The following is a 19,707-nucleotide window of genomic DNA, read 5'->3' on the forward strand; positions in this document are numbered from 1 at the left end:
GGGTCACTCCGCGGTGGCGGGGACGACGCGCGGGAGGAGGTCCTCGGCGGGCGGCGCCCACGACGCGGCGTCGGCGTCGACCTGCTCGCCGGAGCGGATGTCCTTGACCTGGTCGGCCGTGGCCCCGGTCGAGCCGTCGGTCGTGGCCTCGGTGCCCGCGCCCTCGGGGCTGCCGGGGAACCACACGAACGGGATGCCGCGGCGGTCGGCGAACTTGATCTGCTTGCCGAACCTGGCGGCCGTGGGCGCGACGTCGGCGGGGATGCCGCGGGCGCGCAGCGCCGTGGCGACGGCGTCCGACTGCGGGCGGTGCTCCTCGTCGGCCACCGCGACCAGCACCGCCGTCGGGACGCCGCGCGTCGCCGTGACGAGTCCCGCGGACAGCAGCCGCGAGACGAGGCGCGAGACGCCGATCGACAGGCCGACGCCCGGGTACGTGTTCTTCCCGTCGGACGCGAGGGTGTCGTAGCGGCCGCCCGAGCAGATGGACCCGAGCTGCTCGTGCCCCACGAGCACCGTCTCGTAGACCGACCCGGTGTAGTAGTCGAGGCCGCGCGCGATCTTCAGGTCGGCGACGACGACGCCCGGCGCCCGGCGGGCGGCCGCCTCGATCAGCGCCGCGAGCTCGCCCAGCCCGACCTCGAGCAGCTCCGTCCCGGCGCCGTACGACGCCGCGAGCGCCCGGACGCGGTCCACCACCCCGACGTCCTCGCCGGAGATCGCCGCCAGCTCGAGGCACGCCTTGGCCTGCTCGGGCGTCGCGCCCTGCTCGGCCTGCAGCAGCTCCGCGACGGCCTCGGGGCCGATCTTGTCGAGCTTGTCGACCTGCCGCAGCACGCCCTCGACGTCGTCGAGGCCGAGGCCGCGGTAGAAGCCCTCCGCGACCTTGCGGTTGTTCACGAGGACGCGGACCTCGGGGACGCCGACGTCGCGCAGCGCGCCGAGGGCCTCCGCCATGACCAGCGGCAGCTCGACCTCGTAGTGGTACGGGAGCTCGCCCGCGCCGACGACGTCGATGTCGGCCTGCGCGAACTCGCGGAAGCGGCCGTCCTGGGGGCGCTCGCCGCGCCACACCTTCTGGATCTGGTAGCGCTTGAACGGGAAGGCGAGCCGGCCGGCGTTCTCCAGCACGTAGCGCGCGAACGGCACGGTGAGGTCGAAGTGGAGGCCGAGCTGCTTCTCGGACCGGTCGACCGGGGCGGCCTCGCCGTCGGCGTCCTCCTGCAGCCGCCGCAGCACGTAGACCTCCTTGGAGGTCTCGCCCTTGCGCAGCAGCTGGTCCAGGGGCTCCACCGCCCGCGTCTCGACCCCCGCGAACCCGTGCAGCTCGAACGTGCGGCGCAGGGTGTCCAGGACGTGCTGCTCCACGACGCGACCGTCGGGGAGCCATTCGGGGAAGCCGGAGAGGGGGGTGGGGCGTGCCATGCGCACATCTTCCCAGACGACGACGCCGTGCGGTGCGCGCGTCCGTGCCCGCCGCGGCGGGTGAGCGTGGGGGGACGCCGCCGTCAGCGCAGGTACGGGTTGGTCGCCAGCTCGCGGCCGACCGTGGTCGTCGGCCCGTGGCCCGGCACGACACCGAGCTCCGGGTCGAGGCGGCCCACGACGTCGCGGAGCGTGCGCGCCATCGTCGCGGCGTCGCCGCCCGGCAGGTCGGTGCGCCCCACGCCGCCGGCGAACAGCACGTCGCCCGCCAGCACGACGTCGCCGGCCACCAGCAGCGTCGAGCCCTCCGTGTGCCCCGGGGCGTGCAGCGCCCGCAGGCGGACCGCTCCCGCGACCAGGTCGCCCTCGTCGCCCGGCGCGGCGCCCGCGCCGGCCCCGAACGGCTCCACGACGTCCGGCACGCGGTAGTCCTCGGGGCGGCGGCCGGTGGCCGCGAGCGCCTGCGCGAGGGCGCCGCTCACGCCCGGGTCCCCACCGCCACGACGGGCGTCGTCGAGGCCGAGCGTGCCGAACGGGTCGCTGAGCCGGTAGGCGTCGGCGGCGTGCACGCGCAGCGGCACGCCGTACCGCGCGCACAGGGCGGCGGCGTCCCAGGTGTGGTCGACGTGCCCGTGCGTGGCGAGGACGGCCCGGGGCGTAAGACGGCGCTCGGCCACCAGGGCCTCGACCTCGGGGGCGGTGCCGGCACCGGCGTCGACGACGACGCAGTCGGCGTCCCGGCCGCTCGGTCCGGCCACCACGACGCAGCAGTTCGTGGCGAACACGGGGGCGACGACGAGGAGGATCTGCACGACGCCCACGCTAGCGGCCGTGGCCGCCCGGATCCGGTTGCTCGGGGCGGTCTTCTCGGCGCCGTCCCCCCTGGGGTGTGACCTGCGTCCCGGCGCCTAGACTGTCCCCCGCGCGCGGAAGTTCCCGTGCGGTGACCGGGACGACCGAGGAGGTGCCCCCAGGGTGGCGGCCACCAAGCGTGAGCGGGAGTACGCCCGCAAGCGGCAGGAGAAGTGGGACCAGCGGCGCGCGCAGGCGCGTGCCCGGCGGCAGCGGACGATCGCGATCGTGGCGATCGTCGCCGTCCTCGCGCTGGTCGGCGGCGGGCTCGTCGTCGCCAACCTCGGCAACGCCGCGGACCCCGCGGCCTCCGCGGACTCCCCCACGCCCCAGGCCGCCGGGGACTGCCCCGCCGCGTCCACCGGTGCACGGTCGGGCGGCGACCTGCCCGACCCGTCCGCCGCGCAGGACCGCACGTGGACCGCGACGCTCGACATGTGCGCGGGCGGGGTCGAGTCGCAGGTCGTGCTGGACCTCGACGGTGCCGCCGCCCCGCAGGCCGTGGCGAGCTTCGTCTCGCTGGCCGACGAGGGCTACTACGACGACACCGCCTGCCACCGCCTGACCACCTCGGGCATCTACGTGCTGCAGTGCGGCGACCCCACGGGCACGGGGAGCGGCGACCCCGGCTACTCCTACGGCCCGATCGAGAACGCGCCGGACGACGACGTGTACCCCGCGGGCACCGTCGCGATGGCACGCCGCGGCGGCGACGGCGAGTCGATGGGCTCGCAGTTCTTCGTCGTGTACCAGGATTCGACCATCCCGTCCGACACCGCGGGCGGGTACACGGTGCTCGGCACCGTCACGTCCGGCCTGGACGCCGTCCAGGCAGTCGCTGACGAGGGCGTCGAGGGTGGGGCCGGCGACGGCTCCCCCCAGACCCCCGTCATCATCGAAGGAGTGGAGACCCAGTGAGCGAGAGCACCCCCGGCTCGACCGGCCCCGAGGAGACCCCGGCCGGCACCGAGGAGACGGCCGAGACTCCATCGCAGACGACCCCCGACGAGGCCGCGGCGGCGACGCCTGCCGCCGACGCGCCGGTCACGGACGAGGCTGCCCCGCCGACGCCTGCCCCCGCGGCCGAAGCACAGGCTCCCTCCCCCACCGCGGACACCCCGGCACCCGAGGCCGCGGAGCCCGCTCCCGCCGCCGAGGACACCCCGGTGGCCGACGCGACGCCGGCGGCGCCCACGCCGTCGGCCGTGCCGAAGCCGTCGCGGCCCTCCGGCGCGCCGAAGCCGTCCGCGCTGCGGCGCCCGGCGGCCCCCACCCCGGCCGACGTCCCGCCCGCGGAGGCCGCCACGCCCGCGGCGCCCGTCGCGCCGCCGGCCCACGACGCCGCCCAGGCGGCCGCGGCCGAGGCCTTCGGACGCGTGGACGACGACGGCACCGTGTTCGTGCGCGAGGCGGCCGGCGAGCGGCAGGTCGGGCAGTTCCCCGGCGTGGACGCCTCGGAGGCGATGAGCCTCTACGTGCGGCGCTACCTGGACCTCGACGCGAAGGTCGCGCTCTTCGAGACCCGCCTCGACAGCGCCGACCTGTCGGTGCGCGAGATCGACCAGACCCTCACGAAGCTCGCCGAGGAGACCGGCGAGCCCGCCGCGGTCGGCGACCTGGACGCCCTGCGCACCCGCGTCGAGGGGCTCAAGGCGCGTGCGGCGGAGCGTCGCGCGGCGCTGGAGCAGGAGCGCGCGGCGGCCAAGGCCGAGGCGGTCGCGGCCCGCACCACGATCGTCGAGGCGGCCGAGAAGATCGCCGGCACCGACCCCGCCAAGATGCAGTGGCGGCCGGCCGGCGAGGAGCTGCGCACCCTCCTGGACACCTGGAAGGACGCCCAGCGCACCGGCCCGCGCATCGACCGCCCGACGGAGGAGGCCCTCTGGAAGCGGTTCAGCCACGCGCGCACCGCGTTCGACCGCGAGCGGCGGCACTTCTTCGCCGACCTCGAGCAGCGCAACTCCAGCGCCAAGGCCGAGAAGGAGAAGCTCGTCGCCGAGGCGGAGGCGCTGCAGCACCACACCGACTGGGGCGCCACCGCCGCCGCGTACCGCGACCTCATGACGCAGTGGAAGGCGGCCGGCCGCGCGAGCCGGAAGGACGACGACGCGCTGTGGGCGCGGTTCCGCGCCGCGCAGGACACGTTCTTCGGCGCCCGGGACGCGGAGAACGCCGCGATCGACGCCGAGTACGGGCAGAACCTCGTGGTCAAGGAGGCGCTGCTCGTCGAGGCGGAGGCGCTGCTGCCGGTCACCGACCTGGCGGCCGCGAAGGCGGCGCTGCGCTCCCTGCAGGAGCGCTGGGAGGAGGCCGGCAAGGTGCCCCGCGGGGACGTGCAGCGGGTCGAGGGCCGCATGCGGGCCGTCGAGTCGGCCGTCCGAGACGCCGACCAGGCCCGCTGGGACCGCACGAACCCCGAGACGCGGGCCCGGGCCGAGGGCGCCGCGGCGCAGCTCGAGGCCGCCATCGAGGGGCTGGAGCGGGACCTCACCGAGGCGCAGGAGTCCGGCGACGCCCGGCGCATCGAGGAGGCGGAGACCGCCCTGGCCGCACGGCGAGCGTGGCTCGAGCAGGTCGTGCGCGCCGCGGAGGACACCCGCGGCTGACGCGTGACCGCTCCCGTCCCGGGAGCTCGTCCACAGGTGGCCGTCGGAGGGGCCCACGACCGGATACGTTCCGGTCGTGGGCCCCTCTGTCGTCCCGATCCTCCCGACCGCCCGGGCGGGCGCCCCCGCGGTGGCCGCCCGACCTGGCCGGCTCGGCGACCTGCTCGCCGCCCCGTCCGCGGCCGCCGGCCCGCTGGTGCGTCCCGCCGACGTGGGCGGGCGCGCCGCGTGGGACGTGCTGGTGCGCGACGGCGCCCTCGAGCCGGTGCGGGGGGACGCGGCCGTCCCCGCCGGGACGGACGTCACCCCCGCGCTGCGGGCCGCCCTGCTCGCGGGATCCCTGCCCACCGGCGGGGTCCTCGCCGGCCGCAGCGCCGCCTGGGTGCACGTCGGGCGGCCCGCGGCCGACCACGCCGCCGGTCGCCTGGACGTCACCTATGCCGCGGGCGGGCACCGGCCGGAGGTCTGGGGCGCGGGGCTCGTGTGGCAGGCGCCGCTGCTGCGCGACGACACCGTGGAGCTCGGCCGGGTGCGGGTCACCGTCCCGCTGCGGACGGTCGTGGACGTCGCGCTGCACGTGCCCGACGACGAGGCGGCCGCCGACCTCGTGCGGCTCCTGGCCGACGACTGCCGGGTCGCCCTCGCCGACGCCACCCGGCTGCTGGAGCGCCGGGTGCGCGCCGTCGGGCGGCCGCGCGCGCGGCGGGTGCTGGCCCGGGCGGGGTCGCTCCCGGCGGTGTCCCTCCGTGCGGCGGCAGCACCGCTGCCCTAGGTTGAGGCGCATGGCCACCGCCGCACCCGCCGTCGAGCTCGACGCCGACGGTCGTGCCGTCCGCGTCTCCAGCCCCGACCGTGTGGTCTTCCCCGAGCAGCCCGGCCGTCCGGGCATCACGAAGCGCGAGCTCGTCGAGTACTTCCTGTCGGTCGGCGACGGCATCCTCGGCGCCCTCCTGCACCGCCCGACCACGCTGGAGCGGTGGCCGAAGGGCTTCTTCGAGGGCGCGGTCATGGCGACCCGCGCCGACAGCCGCGGCGACGCGTTCTACCAGAAGCGCCTGCCGAAGGGCGCGCCGGACTGGGTGGAGACCGCCACGATCGCCTTCCCGAGCGGGCGCACGGCCGACGAGGTCGCGCCCACCGAGCTCGCCGTCGTCGCCTGGGCCGCGAACCTCGGCACGATCACGTTCCACCCGTGGCCGGTGCGTGCCACCGACGTCGAGGCCGTGGACCAGCTGCGCATCGACCTCGACCCGCAGCCCGGCACGACGTTCGACGAGGCCGCGACCGTCGCCCCGCACCTGCGCGACCTGCTCGCCGAGCTGGGCCTCACGGGCTACCCGAAGACGTCGGGCGGGCGCGGTCTGCACGTCTTCGTGCCGCTCGCGCCGCGCTGGTCCTTCCAGCAGGCGCGGCGCGCCACCATCGCCGTCGGCCGCGAGCTGGAGCGGCGGCTCCCCGACCAGGTCACCACGAAGTGGTGGAAGGAGGAGCGGGGCGTCAAGATCTTCGTCGACTACAACCAGATGGCGCGCGACCGCACCATCGCCTCCGCCTACTCCGTGCGGCCCAACAAGCGCGCCACCGTCTCCACGCCGCTGGAGTGGGACGAGGTGGGCGAGGTGCACCCGGACGACTTCGACGTCACGACCGTCCCGGCCCGCTTCGCCGAGCGCGGCGACCTGTTCGCCGCCCTGCGCGCCGACCGCGACCCGACGCTCGACTGCTCGCTCGAGGCCGCGCTCGACCTCGCCCGCCGCGACGAGGAGGAGCACGGGCTGGGCGACCTGCCCTACCCCCCGGAGTACCCGAAGCAGCCGGGCGAGCCGAAGCGCGTGCAGCCCAGCCGGGACACCGACCGCAAGCGTTGACCGCCCGCTAGGAGCGGCGGGTGTAGCGCAGGAACACCGACCCGTCGGACAGCGGCACGCACTCGGCGCGGGTGAGGTCGGCCCGCATCCCGTCCGGCAGCAGGCGCAGGCCGCCGCCGGCGACGTGCGGCACGACGCGCACCGTCATCTCGTCCACCACCCCGGCGCGCAGCGCGCCGGCCGCCGCCGTCGGCCCGGAGACCTCCACGACGCCGTCGGTCGCCGCCGCGATCTCGGCGAGGCGGCCGGGGGTGAGCCGCGGCTCGAGCGTGGTGCGCGGCGCGTCGACCGTGCCGAGGCTGTCGGAGCAGACGACCTTGTCGATTCCCTTCCAGATCTCCGCGAACTCGTCCGTGGCGGCGCTCTGCCCGGTCTCCCACGTGTCCCAGACGCGCATCGCGTCGAACATGTGCCGGCCCACGACGAAGGTCCGCACGTCCCGGACCCGGTCGTTGATGAACGCGTGGACCGTGTCGTCCGGCGCGCCCCAGTCGAAGTCGCCCGACGCGTCGGCCACGTAGCCGTCGAGCGAACAGCTCATCAGTCCGTACCTGAGTGTGCCCATGCTCCCCAGACCTCCCTCGTGTCCACGGCTCATCGGTCTCCGACCGGCGGGGCGGCCGGGATCAGGCGGTGCCCGGCGCCCCGGGCAGGAGGTCAGCGAGGTCGTAGCCGACCGGCTCCTCCAGCTGGGAGTACGTGCACGACGCCGGCTCGCGGTCGGGCCGCCAGCGCTTGAACTGGGCGGTGTGCCGGAACCGCGATCCCTCCATGTGGTCGTAGCCGACCTCGAGCACCCGCTCGACCCGCAGCGGCGTGAACGAGAGGTCCTTCCCGGCGCTCCACCGCGACTGCGCCCCCGGGCGCCGCTCCCCCGCGCTGCCGTCGGCGACCGCGGGATCCTGCCAGTCCGCCCACGGGTGCTCGGCGGCCGTGTCGCTGCCGGGCTCGACGACGAGCGGCGCGAGCTCGGCGTGCAGCGCGGCGCGGCGGGCCGCCGGGAACGACGCGGAGACGCCGACGAACTGCAGGCTGCCGGCGTCCGTGCCGTCCGCGTACAGGCCCAGCAGGAGCGAGCCGATGAGCGGCGTCTCGGGCGTCGACGTCTTGTGCAGCCGGTAGCCCGCGAGGACGACGTCGGCGGTGCGCGCGTGCTTGATCTTCAGCAGCGCGCGCTTGTTCGGCTGGTACGGGTCGTCGAGGCGCTTGGCGACCACGCCGTCGAGACCGGCGCCCTCGAAGGCCGCGAACCAGTCGCGGGCGACGGCGGCGTCCTGGGTGCGGGGCGTCGCGTGCACCCGCGGCCCGGCGAGGCCGAGCCCGTCGAGCACGGCGAGGCGTTCGCGCAGGGGCCGCATGCTGAGGTCGTCCCCGTCGAGAGCGAGGACGTCGAACACCACGAGGCTCGCCGGGGTCTCGGAGGCGAGGAGCCGCACGCGCGACTCGGCGGGGTGGATGCGCTGGCTCAGGGCGTCGAAGTCGAGGTGCGCGGCCGTCCCCGCCCCGTCGTCGCCGGGCCGCGCGACGACGATCTCGCCGTCGACCACGCACCGCGCGGGCAGCGCCTCGAGCGCGGCCTCGACGACGTCCGGGAAGTACCGCTGCATGGGGCGGGCGTTGCGCGAGTCGATGCGCACGTCGTCGCCGTCGCGGAAGACGAGGGCCCGGAACCCGTCCCACTTCGGCTCGTACACCCAGGCGGCCCCGCCCTCGGGCTGGTCGGGCACGTCCGGCACCGACTTCGCGAGCATGGGCAACACCGGCGGCTCGAGCGGCAGCGTCATGCTGGCGAACCTACTCCGACCCGCCCGCGAGCACCTCCGCGCCACGACGCTCTCGCGCCCGTCGTCAGGTGGGCTGCTCAGGCGTCCGCGGACTGGGGCGACTGGTGCACGTCTGCCGCCTTCGTCCCGGTGATGCGGTAGACGTCGAAGACGCCGTCCACCTTGCGCACCGCGGTGAGCACCTGCTGCAGGTGGCCCGGCTCGGCCATCTCGAACACGAACTTCGACAGCGCGATCCGGTCGGTCGAGGTCGAGACCGTCGCCGACAGGATGTTGACGTGGTAGTCCGACAGCACCTTCGTGACGTCGGACAGCAGCCGCGACCGGTCGAGCGCCTCGACCTGGATCTGGACCAGGAACATCGTGTTCGCGCCGGTCGTCCAGCTGACGTCGACCATCCGCTCGGGCTGGGCCCGCGTCAGCTGCTCGGCGTTGGCGCAGTCGGCGCGGTGCACGCTCACGCCCGCGCCACGCGTCACGAAGCCGACGATGGCGTCGCCCGGCACCGGGGTGCAGCACTTGGCGAGCTTCACCCAGATGTCGTCCACGCCCTTGACGACGACGCCGGGGTCGCCGGTGCGGCCGCGGCGCGAGGGCCGGCCGGGCGCCGCGGCCTCCGCGGCGTCCTCCTCCGTGCCCTCCGCACCGCCCAGGGACTTGACCAGCAGGTCGACGACGTGCGGCGCGGACGCGTGCCCCTCGCCCACCGCTGCGTACAGGGCGGACACGTCGGCGAAGCGCATGTCGCTCGCCAGCCCGACGAGCGCCTCGTGGCTGAGCAGGCGCTGGATCGGGAGGTTCTGCTTGCGCATCGCCTTCGTGATGGCGTCCTTGCCCTGCTCGATCGCCTCCTCGCGGCGCTCCTTGGTGAACCACTGGCGGATCTTGTTCCGGGCGCGCGCCGACTTCACGAACGCGAGCCAGTCGCGCGACGGGCCCGCGGACTCCGCCTTCGAGGTGAGGATGTCGACCGTGTCGCCGTTCTGCAGCGTCGAGTCCAGGGGGACGAGGCGCCCGTTGACCCGCGCGCCCATCGTGCGGTGCCCGACCTCGGTGTGCACGGAGTACGCGAAGTCGACCGGGGTGGCGCCGGCGGGCAGCGCCATCACCTCGCCCTTCGGCGTGAAGACGTACACCTCCGCGCCGCCGATCTCGTAGCGCAGGGAGTCGAGGAACTCGCTCGGGTCGGCGGTCTCGCGCTGCCAGTCCACGAGCTGGCGCAGCCACGCCATGTCGTTGGCGCGGGGGTCGTCCGACGCGGCCTTCCCGGCGGGCGCCATCTGCTTGTACTTCCAGTGCGCCGCGACGCCGTACTCGGCGCGGCGGTGCATGTCGTGCGTGCGGATCTGGATCTCGACCGGCTTGCCGCCGGGGCCCACGACCGTCGTGTGCAGCGACTGGTACATGTTGAACTTCGGCATCGCGATGTAGTCCTTGAACCGGCCCGGGACCGGGTTCCAGCGCGCGTGGAGCGCGCCGAGCACCGCGTAGCAGTCCCGCACCGTGTCCACGAGGACGCGCGTGCCGACGAGGTCGTAGATCTCCGCGAAGTCGTGCCCGCGCACGATCATCTTCTGGTAGATGGAGTAGTAGTGCTTGGGCCGGCCGGTGACGGTCGCCTTGATCTTGGCGCTGCGCAGGTCGGCGGAGATCTGCTCGCGCACCACCGACAGGTACTCCTCGCGGGCCGGGGCGCGCTCGGCCACCAGGTGCACGATCTCGTCGTACACCTTGGGGTACAGGGTCTGGAAGGACAGGTCCTCCAGCTCCCACTTGATGGTGTTCATGCCCAGCCGGTGCGCCAGCGGGGCGTAGATCTCCAGCGTCTCGCGTGCCTTGCGCTGCGCCGACGAGCCGGAGACGTACTTCCAGGTGCGGGCGTTGTGCAGCCGGTCCGCGAGCTTGATCACCAGGACGCGGATGTCCTTGGCCATCGCGACGACCATCTTGCGGACGGTCTCGGCCTGGGCCGCGTCGCCGTACTTGACCTTGTCGAGCTTCGTGACGCCGTCGACGAGCATGGCGATCTCCTCGCCGTACTCCCGGGTCAGCTCGTCGAGCCCGTAGTCCGTGTCCTCGACGGTGTCGTGCAGCAGCGCGGCCGCCAGCGTGGCGCCGTCGAAGCCGAGCTCCGCGAGGATGGTCGCGACGGCGACGGGGTGGGTGATGTAGGGGTCGCCGGACTTGCGCTCCTGGCCCCGATGACAGCGCTCAGCCGTCGCGTAGGCGCGCTCGAGCACGGACAGGTCGGACTTCGGGTGGTTGGTCCGCACGGCCTGCAGCACCGGCTCGAGGGCCGGGGTGGTCGGCGGGGCGCCGCGCACCCCCAGCCGGACCAGGCGGTTTCGGACGCTGCGCCCGGAGCCGGACCCGCGGCCCGACGGGGCCGGTCCCTGGGGCGTGGCGGCGCGCGCGACCTTCGTCTCGTCGCTCATCTGCGCCTCCTTCCGCAACCACCGCGGGTTCACCGACGGTCGGGACGGCAAGTCTACGACTCCACGCGCAACAGAGCCTCGACCGTCCGACCCGGCAGCCTGCCGCGTCCTCCCAGGCCGGCGAGCTCGAGCAGGAACGCGAGGGCGACCACCTGGCCGCCCGAGCGCTCCACCAGCTCGGCCGCCGCGCACGCCGTGCCGCCGGTGGCGAGCACGTCGTCGACCAGGAGAACACGCGCACCCGTCTCGAGTGTTCCCGTACGCAGCTCGATCGCCGCGGAGCCGTACTCGAGGTCGTAGTCGACCCGCTCCACCGGGGGCGGCAGCTTTCCCGCCTTGCGCAGCGGCAGGAAGCCCACGCCGAGCCGGGTCGCGAGCGGCGCGCCCAGGAGGAAGCCGCGTGCCTCCATGCCCGCGACGACGTCGACGCCGCCGTCCGCCCCGACCAGGCGGGCGAACGCCTCGACGACGTCCGTCAGCGCCCGGCCGTCCGCCAGCAGCGGGGTGATGTCGCGGAAGACGACGGGCGGGTGCGGGTAGTCCGGCACGTCCCGGATCAGCGCGCGGATCTCCGCCGCACGCCCCGCGCCCAGACCCCGGAGCCCGTCGAGGACGATGTCGTCGAGCGCGTCCGTGCCCGGGGCGCGGACGCCGTCCGCAGGATCGGTCACCTCTCCCACCGTGCCCGCCCGCGCCTCAGTGCCCGCGCCGGCGGCGCGGCTGGGCCTGGTTGCCCTGGTGCTGCCCCGGGATGAGCTGCGCGGAGCCGGTCGTGTAGGCCGCGACCTCGGCCTCGTGACCGCCCTCGGCGACGAGGCCGGCACGCGCCTCGAGCACCGAGCGCGTGTGCTCCCGGATCTTCGGCTCCCGCTCGCGCAGGGCGACGTCGAGCGGCGTCGCGAGGAACAGCGACGAGGCCGCGCCGACCGCGATGCCGACGAAGAGCGACAGCGAGAGGTCGCGCAGGGTGCCCGCGCCCAGCAGGAACGCGCCCACGAAGAGGATGCTCGCCACCGGCAGCAGCGCCACGACGGACGTGTTGATCGAGCGCACGAGCGTCTGGTTGACCGCGAGGTTTGCCCGCTCCGCGTACGTGCTGCGCGTCTGGGTGAGCACGTCCGCGGTGTTCTCGCGCACCTTGTCGAAGACGACCATCTTGTCGTAGAGCGAGAAGCCGAGGATCGTCAGGAAGCCGATGATGGTCGACGGCGTGACCTCCCAGCCGATCGCCGCGTAGACGCCGGCCGAGATGAGCAGGTCGCCGAGCATCGCGACGATCGCCGCCACCGACATCCGCCACGCCCGGAAGTACACGGCCATGAACAGCGCCGCGGCCAGGACGAACACGACGGTGCCCCACAGGGCCCGGGTCGAGACGCCGGCGCCCCAGGTCGGCCCGACGAACGAGGTGGTCACGGCGGACTCGTCGACGTCGTAGGCCGCCGCGAGGTCCGCCGCGAGCTGGGCCTCCTGCTCCTCGCTCACCTGCTCCGTCTGCACACGCACCGACGAGCCGCCCACGATGGCCACGCGGGGCTCCTCGTCCGGCAGCACCTCGTGCACGGTGTCGATCGCGATCTGCTGCTCGGTCGAGGACGCGTCCGTGACGGTGAACTCGGTGCCGCCGCGGAAGTCGATGCCGAGCGTGAGCCCCTTGATCAGGATCACGGCGATCGACGCGATCGCGAGGACGCCCGCGAGCGTGAACCAGCGCCCGCGGCGCTGCACGATCGGGTAGGACCGACGGCCCGTGTACAGGTCGTTGCCCCACTGGGCGAAGTTCATGCCGGCCATCAGCGGTTCTCCTCGTTCTCACCGGTCGACGAGGTCGACGTGCCGTCCCCCGGGCCCCCGCCGGCTCCCGCGCCTGGGTCGGGATCCGCCTCCTGGGCCGCGGCGCGCCGCTCGGCCGCGCGCCGCTCCGCGATCGTGAGCCGGCGGCCTGACGCGTCGGTCGCGGGGGCCGCGGCCTGCCGGGCCCCGCTGTGGGCCGGCTCCGGTGCCGCGGTCCCGCGCGGCACGTCCGCGCCGACCGGCACCGTCGCGTCGTCGGGTTCGTCCGCGTCGTCGGCGACCTGGCCCACGGCCGGCTCCGGCGTCCGCACCTTGCCCGCGCCCACGTACCGCGGGCCGGAGCCCGCGCGCAGCCTCTCGGGCGAGAGGCCCGACCAGCGGTGGCCGTCCCGGAAGAACGGGATCTTGGTGATGACCTCCATCATCGGGTGCGTGAACCAGAAGACGACCGCCACGTCGATGATCGTCGTCAGACCCAGCGTGAACGCGAAGCCCTGCACGCCGCCCACGGCGAGGAAGTACAGGATGACCGCGGAGATGAGGTTGACGGCCTTGGCCGCCAGCACCGTGCGTCGTGCGCGGGCCCAGCCGCGCTCGACGGCGTAGGACAGAGTTCTCCCGTCACGTATCTCGTCGCGGATGCGTTCGAAGTACACGATGAAGGAGTCGGCGGTGAAGCCGATCGCGACGATCAGGCCGGCGACGCCCGCGAGGGAGAGCCGGTAGCCCATCCCCCACGAGAGCAGCGCGATCGACAGGTACGTGATCACGCCCGCCACGACCAGGGACGCGACGGTGAGCAGGCCGAGCGTGCGGTACTGCATCAGCGAGTACACGACGACCAGCGCCAGGCCGATGAGGCCCGCGATCATGCCGTTGCGCAGCTGCTCGGAGCCGAGGGTCGCGGAGATGACCTCCTGGCTCTCCACCGTGTACTGGACCGGCAGCGCGCCGAAGCTCAGCTGGTTGGCGAGCGTCGCCGCCGACTCGCGCGTGAAGCTGCCCGAGATCTGCGCCTGGCCGTCGGAGATCGGCGTGCTGACCGACGGGGCGGAGACCACCAGGCCGTCGAGCACGATGGCGAACTGGTTGCGGGGCTGCTCGAGCCCGGAGATCCGCGTGGTCGTCTCGCGGAACTCCTTGGTGCCCTCGTTGTCGAAGTTGAGGAAGACGCCCCACTCGTTGGTGACCGAGCCGTTCGCGCCGGGCACCAGACCCGAGCTGGCGGAGGAGATGTGGACCCCGTCGACCTCCATCGGCCCGAGGATGTACTTGACGGTCCCGTCCTCGCCGCACGTGACCAGCGGGGCGTCGGGGTCGTCCCCGCCGCCGCCCTGCAGGTTGGCGGGGTCGGTGCAGTCGAGCTTCTCGAACTGCTCCTGGATCTCGGGCGTGATCTGCGCGAGGTCGCTCGGGTCGGAGGCCGCGGCGTCGTCGCCCTCGGCCGGCGTGGACGACGGCGACGGAGACGGGTCGGTCGAGGCCTCGGCCCCGTTCGCCGCCGTCGCGGTCGGCGTGGCGGTCGGGTCCGTGTCCGTGTCCGCCGGGACGGACAGCGGCGCCCCGGCGCTCTTGCCGCTCGGGCTCGTGTCCGCGCTCTCGTCGGACGACGCCCCGTCGGCGTCACCGCCGGGCGACGGGGACGGCGAGGCGGACGGGTCGGGCGTCGGCGTCCCGGCGGCGTAGGTCAGCACCGGGCGGAAGCGCATCTGGGCGGGCTGCGAGATGAGGTCGATGGTCTCCTGCGACACCTCGCCGGGGATGCCGACGACGATGTTCTGGGAGCCCTGGGCGGTGATCTCGGCCTCGGAGACGCCCGAGGAGTCGATGCGCTGCCGGATGACGTTGATCGACTCGTCGATCGTCTCGGCGGTGACCTGCGAGCCGTCCGTCGTGTCGGCCTTGAGGATCAGCTGCGTGCCGCCCTGCAGGTCGAGCGCCAGGCCCGGGGCGAAGCTCGCGCCGTCCGGGTTGGACTCGGTCTTGGCGTCCCAGAAGACGCCGGCGCCGAGAGCCAGGAACGGCAGGACGATCGTCAGGATCGTGAAGACCACGAGGGTGCGTGCCGGACGCGACCGCTTCGTGCGTGAGTTCGCCAACTTCTGTCTCTTCCCGTCTGCGCGTCGCCGGGGGGCCGACGCGTGAGGGCGCCGGCCGGGGTCACCCCGACCGGCGCGGTGTCAGTCGAGCGGACTCAGGCGTCCGCCCTCCCTGGTCACTGCTACTTGGCGCCGGTCTCGCCCTCGTCCCGACGCTGCTGCTCCCGGTACTCCCGCTGCGCGGTGTCCAGGCTCGACAGGTCGTCGGGGACGTCGACGTGATCGTCGCCGGAGGTGATCGTACCGGTCGCGGTGGGGTCCGCTGTGACGTCGGTCTCCTCGGCCTCGTCGACCGCGTCGACGGCCGGCGTGTCGACGCGCTTGGCGATCGCCGCACGGAGCCAGCGGGTCTGCGTGCCGGGGGTCGACTCGATGGTCACGGTGTCGCTCGCCTCGTCGACCTCGACGACGGTGCCGAAGAGGCCGGACCCCGTCATGACCTCCTGGCCCGGCACGAGCTGCGACCGGAACTCGGCCTGCTGCTTCTGCTGCTTGCGCGTCCGCTGGCTCATGAAGAACATGAGGCCGGCGAGGACCACGAAGAGGATGATGAGTTCCACGGAGCGTCCTTGTCTGTCGCTGCCCGACGGTCGTCGACCGACCACCGGGCGTCGGGGGCGCACCGGTCGGCGCGCCGGGCGCAGAGGTCTGCGCGTACGGGCCCCAACGAGCACGGCACCCGTCGAGTTCCGGCCCCGGGCCGTCCGCGGCCGGGGCTCCTCCAGTCTAGGTGCTTCGCGCGTGCCGTCGTCGACGCCGACCCCGCACCGGCGGCCGTACGGGCGGAGTCAGGCCTCCGGAGCGCGCCCGCCGCCGTCCGCGTCGTCGAACAGCGTGCCCCCCAGCGGCGCGCCCCATGCCCCGGGCGGGGGCTCCAGGCCGAGGTGCTCCCAGGCGGCCGGCGTCGCGACCCGCCCCCGCGGGGTGCGGCCGAGCAGGCCCTCCCGCACCAGGTACGGCTCGGCGACGGTCTCCACGGTGTCGGGCTCCTCACCCACGGTCATCGCGAGGGTGCTCAGCCCCACGGGGCCGCCGCCGAACCGGCGGCACACCGCGTCGAGGACGGACCGGTCGAGGCGGTCGAGGCCGATCGGGTCGACCTCGTAGACCTCCAGCGCGGCGCGCGCGGCCCGCAGGTCGAGGCGGCCGTCGCCGCGCACCTGGGCCCAGTCCCGCACGCGGCGCAGCAGCCGGTTCGCGATGCGGGGCGTGCCCCGGGAGCGGCCCGCGATCTCGTGCGCGGCCGCGTGCTGGATGTCGACGCCCATCAGGCCCGACGAGCGGGTGATGACACGCTCCAGCTCGGCGGCGTCGTAGAAGTCGAGGTGCCCGGTGAAGCCGAAACGGTCGCGCAGCGGCGCGGGTAGCAGCCCGGAACGCGTCGTGGCGCCCACCACGGTGAACGGCGGCAGCGCGAGCGGGATCGCGCTGGCGCCGGCGCCCTTGCCGACGACGACGTCGACGCGGAAGTCCTCCATCGCGACGTACAGCAGCTCCTCGGCGGGCCGCGCGAGGCGATGGATCTCGTCGATGAACAGCACCTCGCCCTCCTCGAGCGAGGAGAGCACGGCCGCCAGGTCGCCGGCGTGCTGGATCGCAGGGCCGCTCGTGACCCGCAGCGCCGTGCCGAGCTCCGCCGCGATGATCATCGCGAGGGTCGTCTTGCCGAGGCCCGGCGGGCCCGACAGGAGCACGTGGTCCGGCGCCGCGTCCCGCGCCAGCGCCGCCTGCAGCACCAGGGAGAGCTGGTCGCGCACCACGCGCTGCCCCACGAACTCGTCGAGCTTCTTGGGACGCAGCGCCGCCTCGGCCGCGCGCTCGATCTCGTCGGCCGACGCGGTGACGAGCCGCTCCCCGCCGTACTCCGGCTCCAGCGGCTCAGCCACGGCGCCCGCCCAGGGACCGCAGCGCCGCGCGGAGGGTGGCCGCCACGTCGACCGGGCCGTCGTCGCCGGCGTCGGCGAGCACGCGGTCCACCGTGTCCTGCGCGACCTTCGCCGCCCAGCCCAGGCCGACGAGCGCCTCGACCACCTGGTCGCGCGCGGGGTCGCCGCCGGCCACCGGCGCGGCGTCGGGCACCCGGTCGTCGCCGACGCCCGGGGCGCCCAGCTTGCCGCCCAGCTCCAGCACCAGCCGCTGGGCGCTCTTCGGCCCGACGCCGGGCACCCGGCGCAACGCGGCGAGGTCCTCGGTGGCGACGGCGCGGCGCAGGGAGTCGGGGGTCAGCACGGCGAGCATGGCCAGCGCGATGCGCGGGCCCACGCCGGACACCGACTGGGCCGTCTCGAAGACCTCGCGCTCGTCGGCCTCGGCGAAGCCGAACACCGTCATCGAGTCCTCGCGGACGACGAGCGTGGTGTGCAGCTGCGCCCGCTCCCCGACGCGCAGCCCGGCGAGGGTGCCGGGCGTGGCGTGGACGAGGTAGCCGACCCCGCCGACGTCGAGCACGGCCCGCTCCAGCGTCACGTGCGTGACCGTGCCGGTCAGGGAGGCGATCACCGTTGTCCTTCCGTCGAACACCCGTACGAGGCGTCACTGTAACAACCGGCGCCGACGCCGTCGGCCGCGACACGGGAGACGGCGGGCATCGCCCGGGAGCGGGGATCGGTCAGCGCGCGGTGTCAGCGCGCGGTGCGGGACGGCGCGCCCCGGTGCTTGCCCTTGCGGGCGTTCTGCTCGGCCGCCGCCCAGGCCCGCTGCGCGGGCGTGAGCTCGTGCCGCTCCCCGCCCTGCAGGGCGCCCGCCGGGCGCCACAGGTGCGTCACCGCGAGGGCGAGCGCGTCGGCGGCGTCGGCAGGCCGCGGGAGGTCGTCGAGGCCGAGGATGCGCGCGATCATGCGCTGCACCTGCTCCTTGCCCGCCCGGCCGGAGCCGGTCACCGCGGCCTTGACCTCGCTCGGGGTGTGCATCGCCACCGGGATCCCCCGGCGCGCGGCCGCGACCATCGCGAGCCCGGCGACCTGGGCCGTGCCCATGACCGTGCCGAGGTTGTGCTGGGCGAACACCCGCTCGACCGCCACGACGTCCGGCATGTGCCGGTCCAGCCACTCGTCGAGCCCGGAGGCGATGTGCAGCAGCCGCAGGTCGATGCTCGTGGCAGGGTCGCTGCCCACGACGCCGACGTCGACCAACCGCGCCTTGCGTCCCGGCAGCGAGTCGACGACGCCGACACCGCACCGGGTCAGCCCCGGATCCACCCCCAGCACGCGCACGTCGTCACCTTCTCACGCGGCCCGGGCGTGGCCGCGGAGGCGCGGCCGCGGCCGTCGCCCGCCGAGGTGGCCCACGGCCCGCGAAGTAGTACGGATCTCGCCGAGGTAGTGGACTGGACCACTACCTCGGCGAGAACTGAACTACCTCGGCGGGGGCTCACTCCTCGTCGAGGGCCGCCATGACCTCGTCGGAGGCGTCGAAGTTCGCGTAGACGTTCTGCACGTCGTCGCTGTCCTCGAGCGCGTCGATGAGCCGCAGGATCTTGCGCGCGCCGTCGACGTCGACCTCGACCTCCATGGACGGGTGCCAGACGGAGTCGGCCGAGTCGTACTCGATGCCGGCCTCCTGGATGGCGGTGCGCACGGCGACCAGGTCGGTGGCCTCGCTGAGGACCTCGAAGACCTCGCCCTCGTCGCTGACGTCCTCGGCGCCGGCCTCGAGGGCAGCGAGCATGACGTCGTCCTCGGTGACGCCGTCGGCCTTGGGCACGACGACGAGACCCTTGCGGGAGAACAGGTACGACACGGAGCCCGGGTCGGCCAGGTTGCCGCCGTTGCGGCTGAACGCGAGGCGCACCTCGGAGGCAGCGCGGTTCTTGTTGTCCGTGAGGCACTCGACGAGGACGGCGATGCCGTTCGCGCCGTAGCCCTCGTACATGATCGTCTGGTAGTCGACGGCGTCGGCGCCCTCGCCGGAGCCGCGCTTGAGCGCGCGCTCGATGTTGTCGTTCGGGACCGACGACTTCTTGGCCTTCTGGATGGCGTCGAACAGGGTGGGGTTACCCGCCGGGTCCCCGCCTCCGGTGCGCGCGGCGACCTCGATGTTCTTGATCAGCTTCGCGAAGAGCTTGCCACGCTTGGCGTCGATGGCCGCCTTCTTGTGCTTGGTCGTGGCCCACTTGGAGTGACCTGACATGCGCTCCCTAACTCCTTCGCGATGCTTGGACGAGCCGGACGAACAGCTCGTGCACGCGCGCGTCCCCCGTGATCTCCGGGTGGAACGCGGTGGCGAGCAGCCGTCCCTGACGTGCTGCGACGATCTTACCGGCGGCAGCGCCCACCGCGGAGCCGTCCGCCCAGCGGTCGGGGATCCGCGCGAGCACCTCGACGTCCGGGCCCGCCGACTCGACCCACGGGGCGCGGATGAACGCGGTGCGCACGGGGCGGTCGCCGGGGGCGTCGGAGACGCCCGCGACCTGCAGGTCCGCCTCGAACGAGTCGACCTGGCGGCCGAACGCGTTGCGGCGCACGACGACGTCCATGCCGCCCAGCGTGCGCTGGTCGGCCGTGCCGCCCTCGATGCGGTCCGCCAGCAGGATCATGCCGGCGCACGACCCGAACACCGGCAGCCCCTGACCGATCAGCTCCCGCAGCGGGTCGGCCAGCCCGAACAGGCGCAGCAGCTTGTCGATGGTCGTGGACTCGCCGCCGGGGAGCACCAGGCCGTCGACCGCCTCGAGCTCCGCGGGCCGCCGCACGCCGACCGCGCGGGCGCCCGCCCGCTCGAGGGCGGCGGCGTGCTCGCGCACGTCGCCCTGCAGGGCGAGGACGCCGATCGTCGTGGTCACCGAGGCAGTGTAGGGCGATCCTCGGGCTCGCCCCGGCAGCAGCGAGGCGGCTACGGCTCGGCAG

18 protein-coding genes are annotated in these 19,707 nt (G+C 74.4%); 4 read left to right on the top strand and 14 right to left on the bottom strand.

Features of this window, described 5'->3' with window-relative positions:
• Positions 1–3: 3 nt before the first annotated feature.
• Both hisS and ACQFYA_RS11320 read right to left on the bottom strand, forming a co-directional pair.
• Positions 4–1,425, bottom strand: a complete 1,422-nt coding sequence (hisS, locus tag ACQFYA_RS11315; protein WP_499124140.1) for a histidine--tRNA ligase — start codon at positions 1,423–1,425, stop codon at positions 4–6.
• An 83-nt stretch (positions 1,426–1,508) separates the two neighbouring features.
• Positions 1,509–2,237: an MBL fold metallo-hydrolase gene (locus ACQFYA_RS11320; protein ID WP_499124142.1), complete on the bottom strand. Its 729-nt coding sequence runs from the start codon at positions 2,235–2,237 to the stop codon at positions 1,509–1,511.
• A gap of 163 nt (positions 2,238–2,400) precedes the next feature.
• On the opposite strand from ACQFYA_RS11320, the gene ACQFYA_RS11325 reads away from it, so the two are divergent.
• The 4 genes from ACQFYA_RS11325 (at position 2,401) to ACQFYA_RS11340 (ending at position 6,751) form a co-directional block, all read left to right on the top strand.
• Positions 2,401–3,195 (top strand): peptidylprolyl isomerase, encoded by a 795-nt coding sequence (locus ACQFYA_RS11325; RefSeq protein ID WP_499124144.1) that lies wholly within the window; start codon positions 2,401–2,403, stop codon positions 3,193–3,195.
• Positions 3,192–4,883 carry a DUF349 domain-containing protein gene (locus tag ACQFYA_RS11330; RefSeq protein WP_499124146.1) on the top strand — a complete coding sequence of 564 codons (1,692 nt, stop codon included), beginning with the start codon at positions 3,192–3,194 and terminating at the stop codon, positions 4,881–4,883. Before ACQFYA_RS11325 ends, ACQFYA_RS11330 begins: the two co-directional genes overlap by 4 nt.
• Positions 4,884–4,959: 76 nt before the next feature.
• A complete protein-coding gene (locus ACQFYA_RS11335; protein ID WP_499124149.1) occupies positions 4,960–5,655 on the top strand; it encodes a hypothetical protein in 696 nt (231 codons plus the stop codon).
• A 10-nt stretch (positions 5,656–5,665) separates the two neighbouring features.
• Entirely contained in the window at positions 5,666–6,751 is a 1,086-nt protein-coding gene (locus ACQFYA_RS11340; RefSeq protein WP_499124151.1) for a DNA polymerase domain-containing protein, read from the top strand.
• 7 nt (positions 6,752–6,758) lie between these two features.
• Here the strand turns inward: ACQFYA_RS11340 and ACQFYA_RS11345 are convergent, their stop codons facing one another.
• From ACQFYA_RS11345 to pdxT, 12 genes are all read right to left on the bottom strand, one after another.
• The gene (locus ACQFYA_RS11345; RefSeq protein WP_499124153.1) at positions 6,759–7,292 is read right to left on the bottom strand and encodes a dihydrofolate reductase family protein; all 534 of its coding nucleotides are present in this window, start codon (positions 7,290–7,292) and stop codon (positions 6,759–6,761) included.
• Between the two features lie 85 nt (positions 7,293–7,377).
• The gene (locus ACQFYA_RS11350; protein WP_499124155.1) at positions 7,378–8,535 is read right to left on the bottom strand and encodes an ATP-dependent DNA ligase; all 1,158 of its coding nucleotides are present in this window, start codon (positions 8,533–8,535) and stop codon (positions 7,378–7,380) included.
• Positions 8,536–8,612: 77 nt separating this feature from the next.
• Complete coding sequence (locus tag ACQFYA_RS11355; RefSeq protein WP_499124157.1) at positions 8,613–10,970, bottom strand: RelA/SpoT family protein; 2,358 nt, start codon at positions 10,968–10,970, stop codon at positions 8,613–8,615.
• A gap of 53 nt (positions 10,971–11,023) precedes the next feature.
• Complete coding sequence (locus tag ACQFYA_RS11360; RefSeq protein WP_499127505.1) at positions 11,024–11,587, bottom strand: adenine phosphoribosyltransferase; 564 nt, start codon at positions 11,585–11,587, stop codon at positions 11,024–11,026.
• 79 nt (positions 11,588–11,666) lie between these two features.
• The gene (gene secF / locus ACQFYA_RS11365; RefSeq protein WP_499124159.1) at positions 11,667–12,764 is read right to left on the bottom strand and encodes a protein translocase subunit SecF; all 1,098 of its coding nucleotides are present in this window, start codon (positions 12,762–12,764) and stop codon (positions 11,667–11,669) included.
• Positions 12,764–14,863: a protein translocase subunit SecD gene (gene secD, locus ACQFYA_RS11370; RefSeq protein ID WP_499124162.1), complete on the bottom strand. Its 2,100-nt coding sequence runs from the start codon at positions 14,861–14,863 to the stop codon at positions 12,764–12,766. The genes secF and secD overlap by 1 nt, the downstream gene beginning before the upstream one ends.
• A gap of 122 nt (positions 14,864–14,985) precedes the next feature.
• Positions 14,986–15,423: a preprotein translocase subunit YajC gene (gene yajC / locus ACQFYA_RS11375; protein ID WP_499124164.1), complete on the bottom strand. Its 438-nt coding sequence runs from the start codon at positions 15,421–15,423 to the stop codon at positions 14,986–14,988.
• Positions 15,424–15,651: 228 nt separating this feature from the next.
• Positions 15,652–16,749, bottom strand: coding sequence for a Holliday junction branch migration DNA helicase RuvB (ruvB, locus tag ACQFYA_RS11380; RefSeq protein WP_499124166.1), 1,098 nt, complete (start codon positions 16,747–16,749; stop codon positions 15,652–15,654).
• Entirely contained in the window at positions 16,742–17,362 is a 621-nt protein-coding gene (gene ruvA, locus ACQFYA_RS11385) for a Holliday junction branch migration protein RuvA (protein ID WP_499124169.1), read from the bottom strand. The genes ruvB and ruvA overlap by 8 nt, the downstream gene beginning before the upstream one ends.
• 122 nt (positions 17,363–17,484) lie before the next feature.
• Positions 17,485–18,075, bottom strand: coding sequence for a crossover junction endodeoxyribonuclease RuvC (gene ruvC / locus ACQFYA_RS11390; RefSeq protein WP_499124171.1), 591 nt, complete (start codon positions 18,073–18,075; stop codon positions 17,485–17,487).
• A gap of 157 nt (positions 18,076–18,232) precedes the next feature.
• The gene (locus ACQFYA_RS11395; protein WP_499124173.1) at positions 18,233–18,991 is read right to left on the bottom strand and encodes a YebC/PmpR family DNA-binding transcriptional regulator; all 759 of its coding nucleotides are present in this window, start codon (positions 18,989–18,991) and stop codon (positions 18,233–18,235) included.
• A gap of 7 nt (positions 18,992–18,998) precedes the next feature.
• Positions 18,999–19,643 (bottom strand): pyridoxal 5'-phosphate synthase glutaminase subunit PdxT, encoded by a 645-nt coding sequence (pdxT, locus tag ACQFYA_RS11400; RefSeq protein ID WP_499124176.1) that lies wholly within the window; start codon positions 19,641–19,643, stop codon positions 18,999–19,001.
• Positions 19,644–19,707: the final 64 nt, after the last annotated feature.

The sequence above is a fragment of the Promicromonospora sp. Marseille-Q5078 genome (genome assembly GCF_050315395.1).
In the GTDB taxonomy this organism is placed as follows: Bacteria; Actinomycetota; Actinomycetes; order Actinomycetales; family Cellulomonadaceae; genus Isoptericola.

Coding starts and splice junctions, on each gene's coding strand:
- hisS (WP_499124140.1), bottom strand. CDS start 1,425: ATGGCACGCCCCACCCCCCTCTCCGGCTTCCCCGAATGGCTCCCCGAC.
- ACQFYA_RS11340 (WP_499124151.1), top strand. CDS start 5,666: ATGGCCACCGCCGCACCCGCCGTCGAGCTCGACGCCGACGGTCGTGCC.
- ACQFYA_RS11345 (WP_499124153.1), bottom strand. CDS start 7,292: ATGAGCTGTTCGCTCGACGGCTACGTGGCCGACGCGTCGGGCGACTTC.
- ACQFYA_RS11350 (WP_499124155.1), bottom strand. CDS start 8,535: ATGACGCTGCCGCTCGAGCCGCCGGTGTTGCCCATGCTCGCGAAGTCG.
- ACQFYA_RS11355 (WP_499124157.1), bottom strand. CDS start 10,970: ATGAGCGACGAGACGAAGGTCGCGCGCGCCGCCACGCCCCAGGGACCG.
- secF (WP_499124159.1), bottom strand. CDS start 12,764: ATGGCCGGCATGAACTTCGCCCAGTGGGGCAACGACCTGTACACGGGC.
- ACQFYA_RS11395 (WP_499124173.1), bottom strand. CDS start 18,991: ATGTCAGGTCACTCCAAGTGGGCCACGACCAAGCACAAGAAGGCGGCC.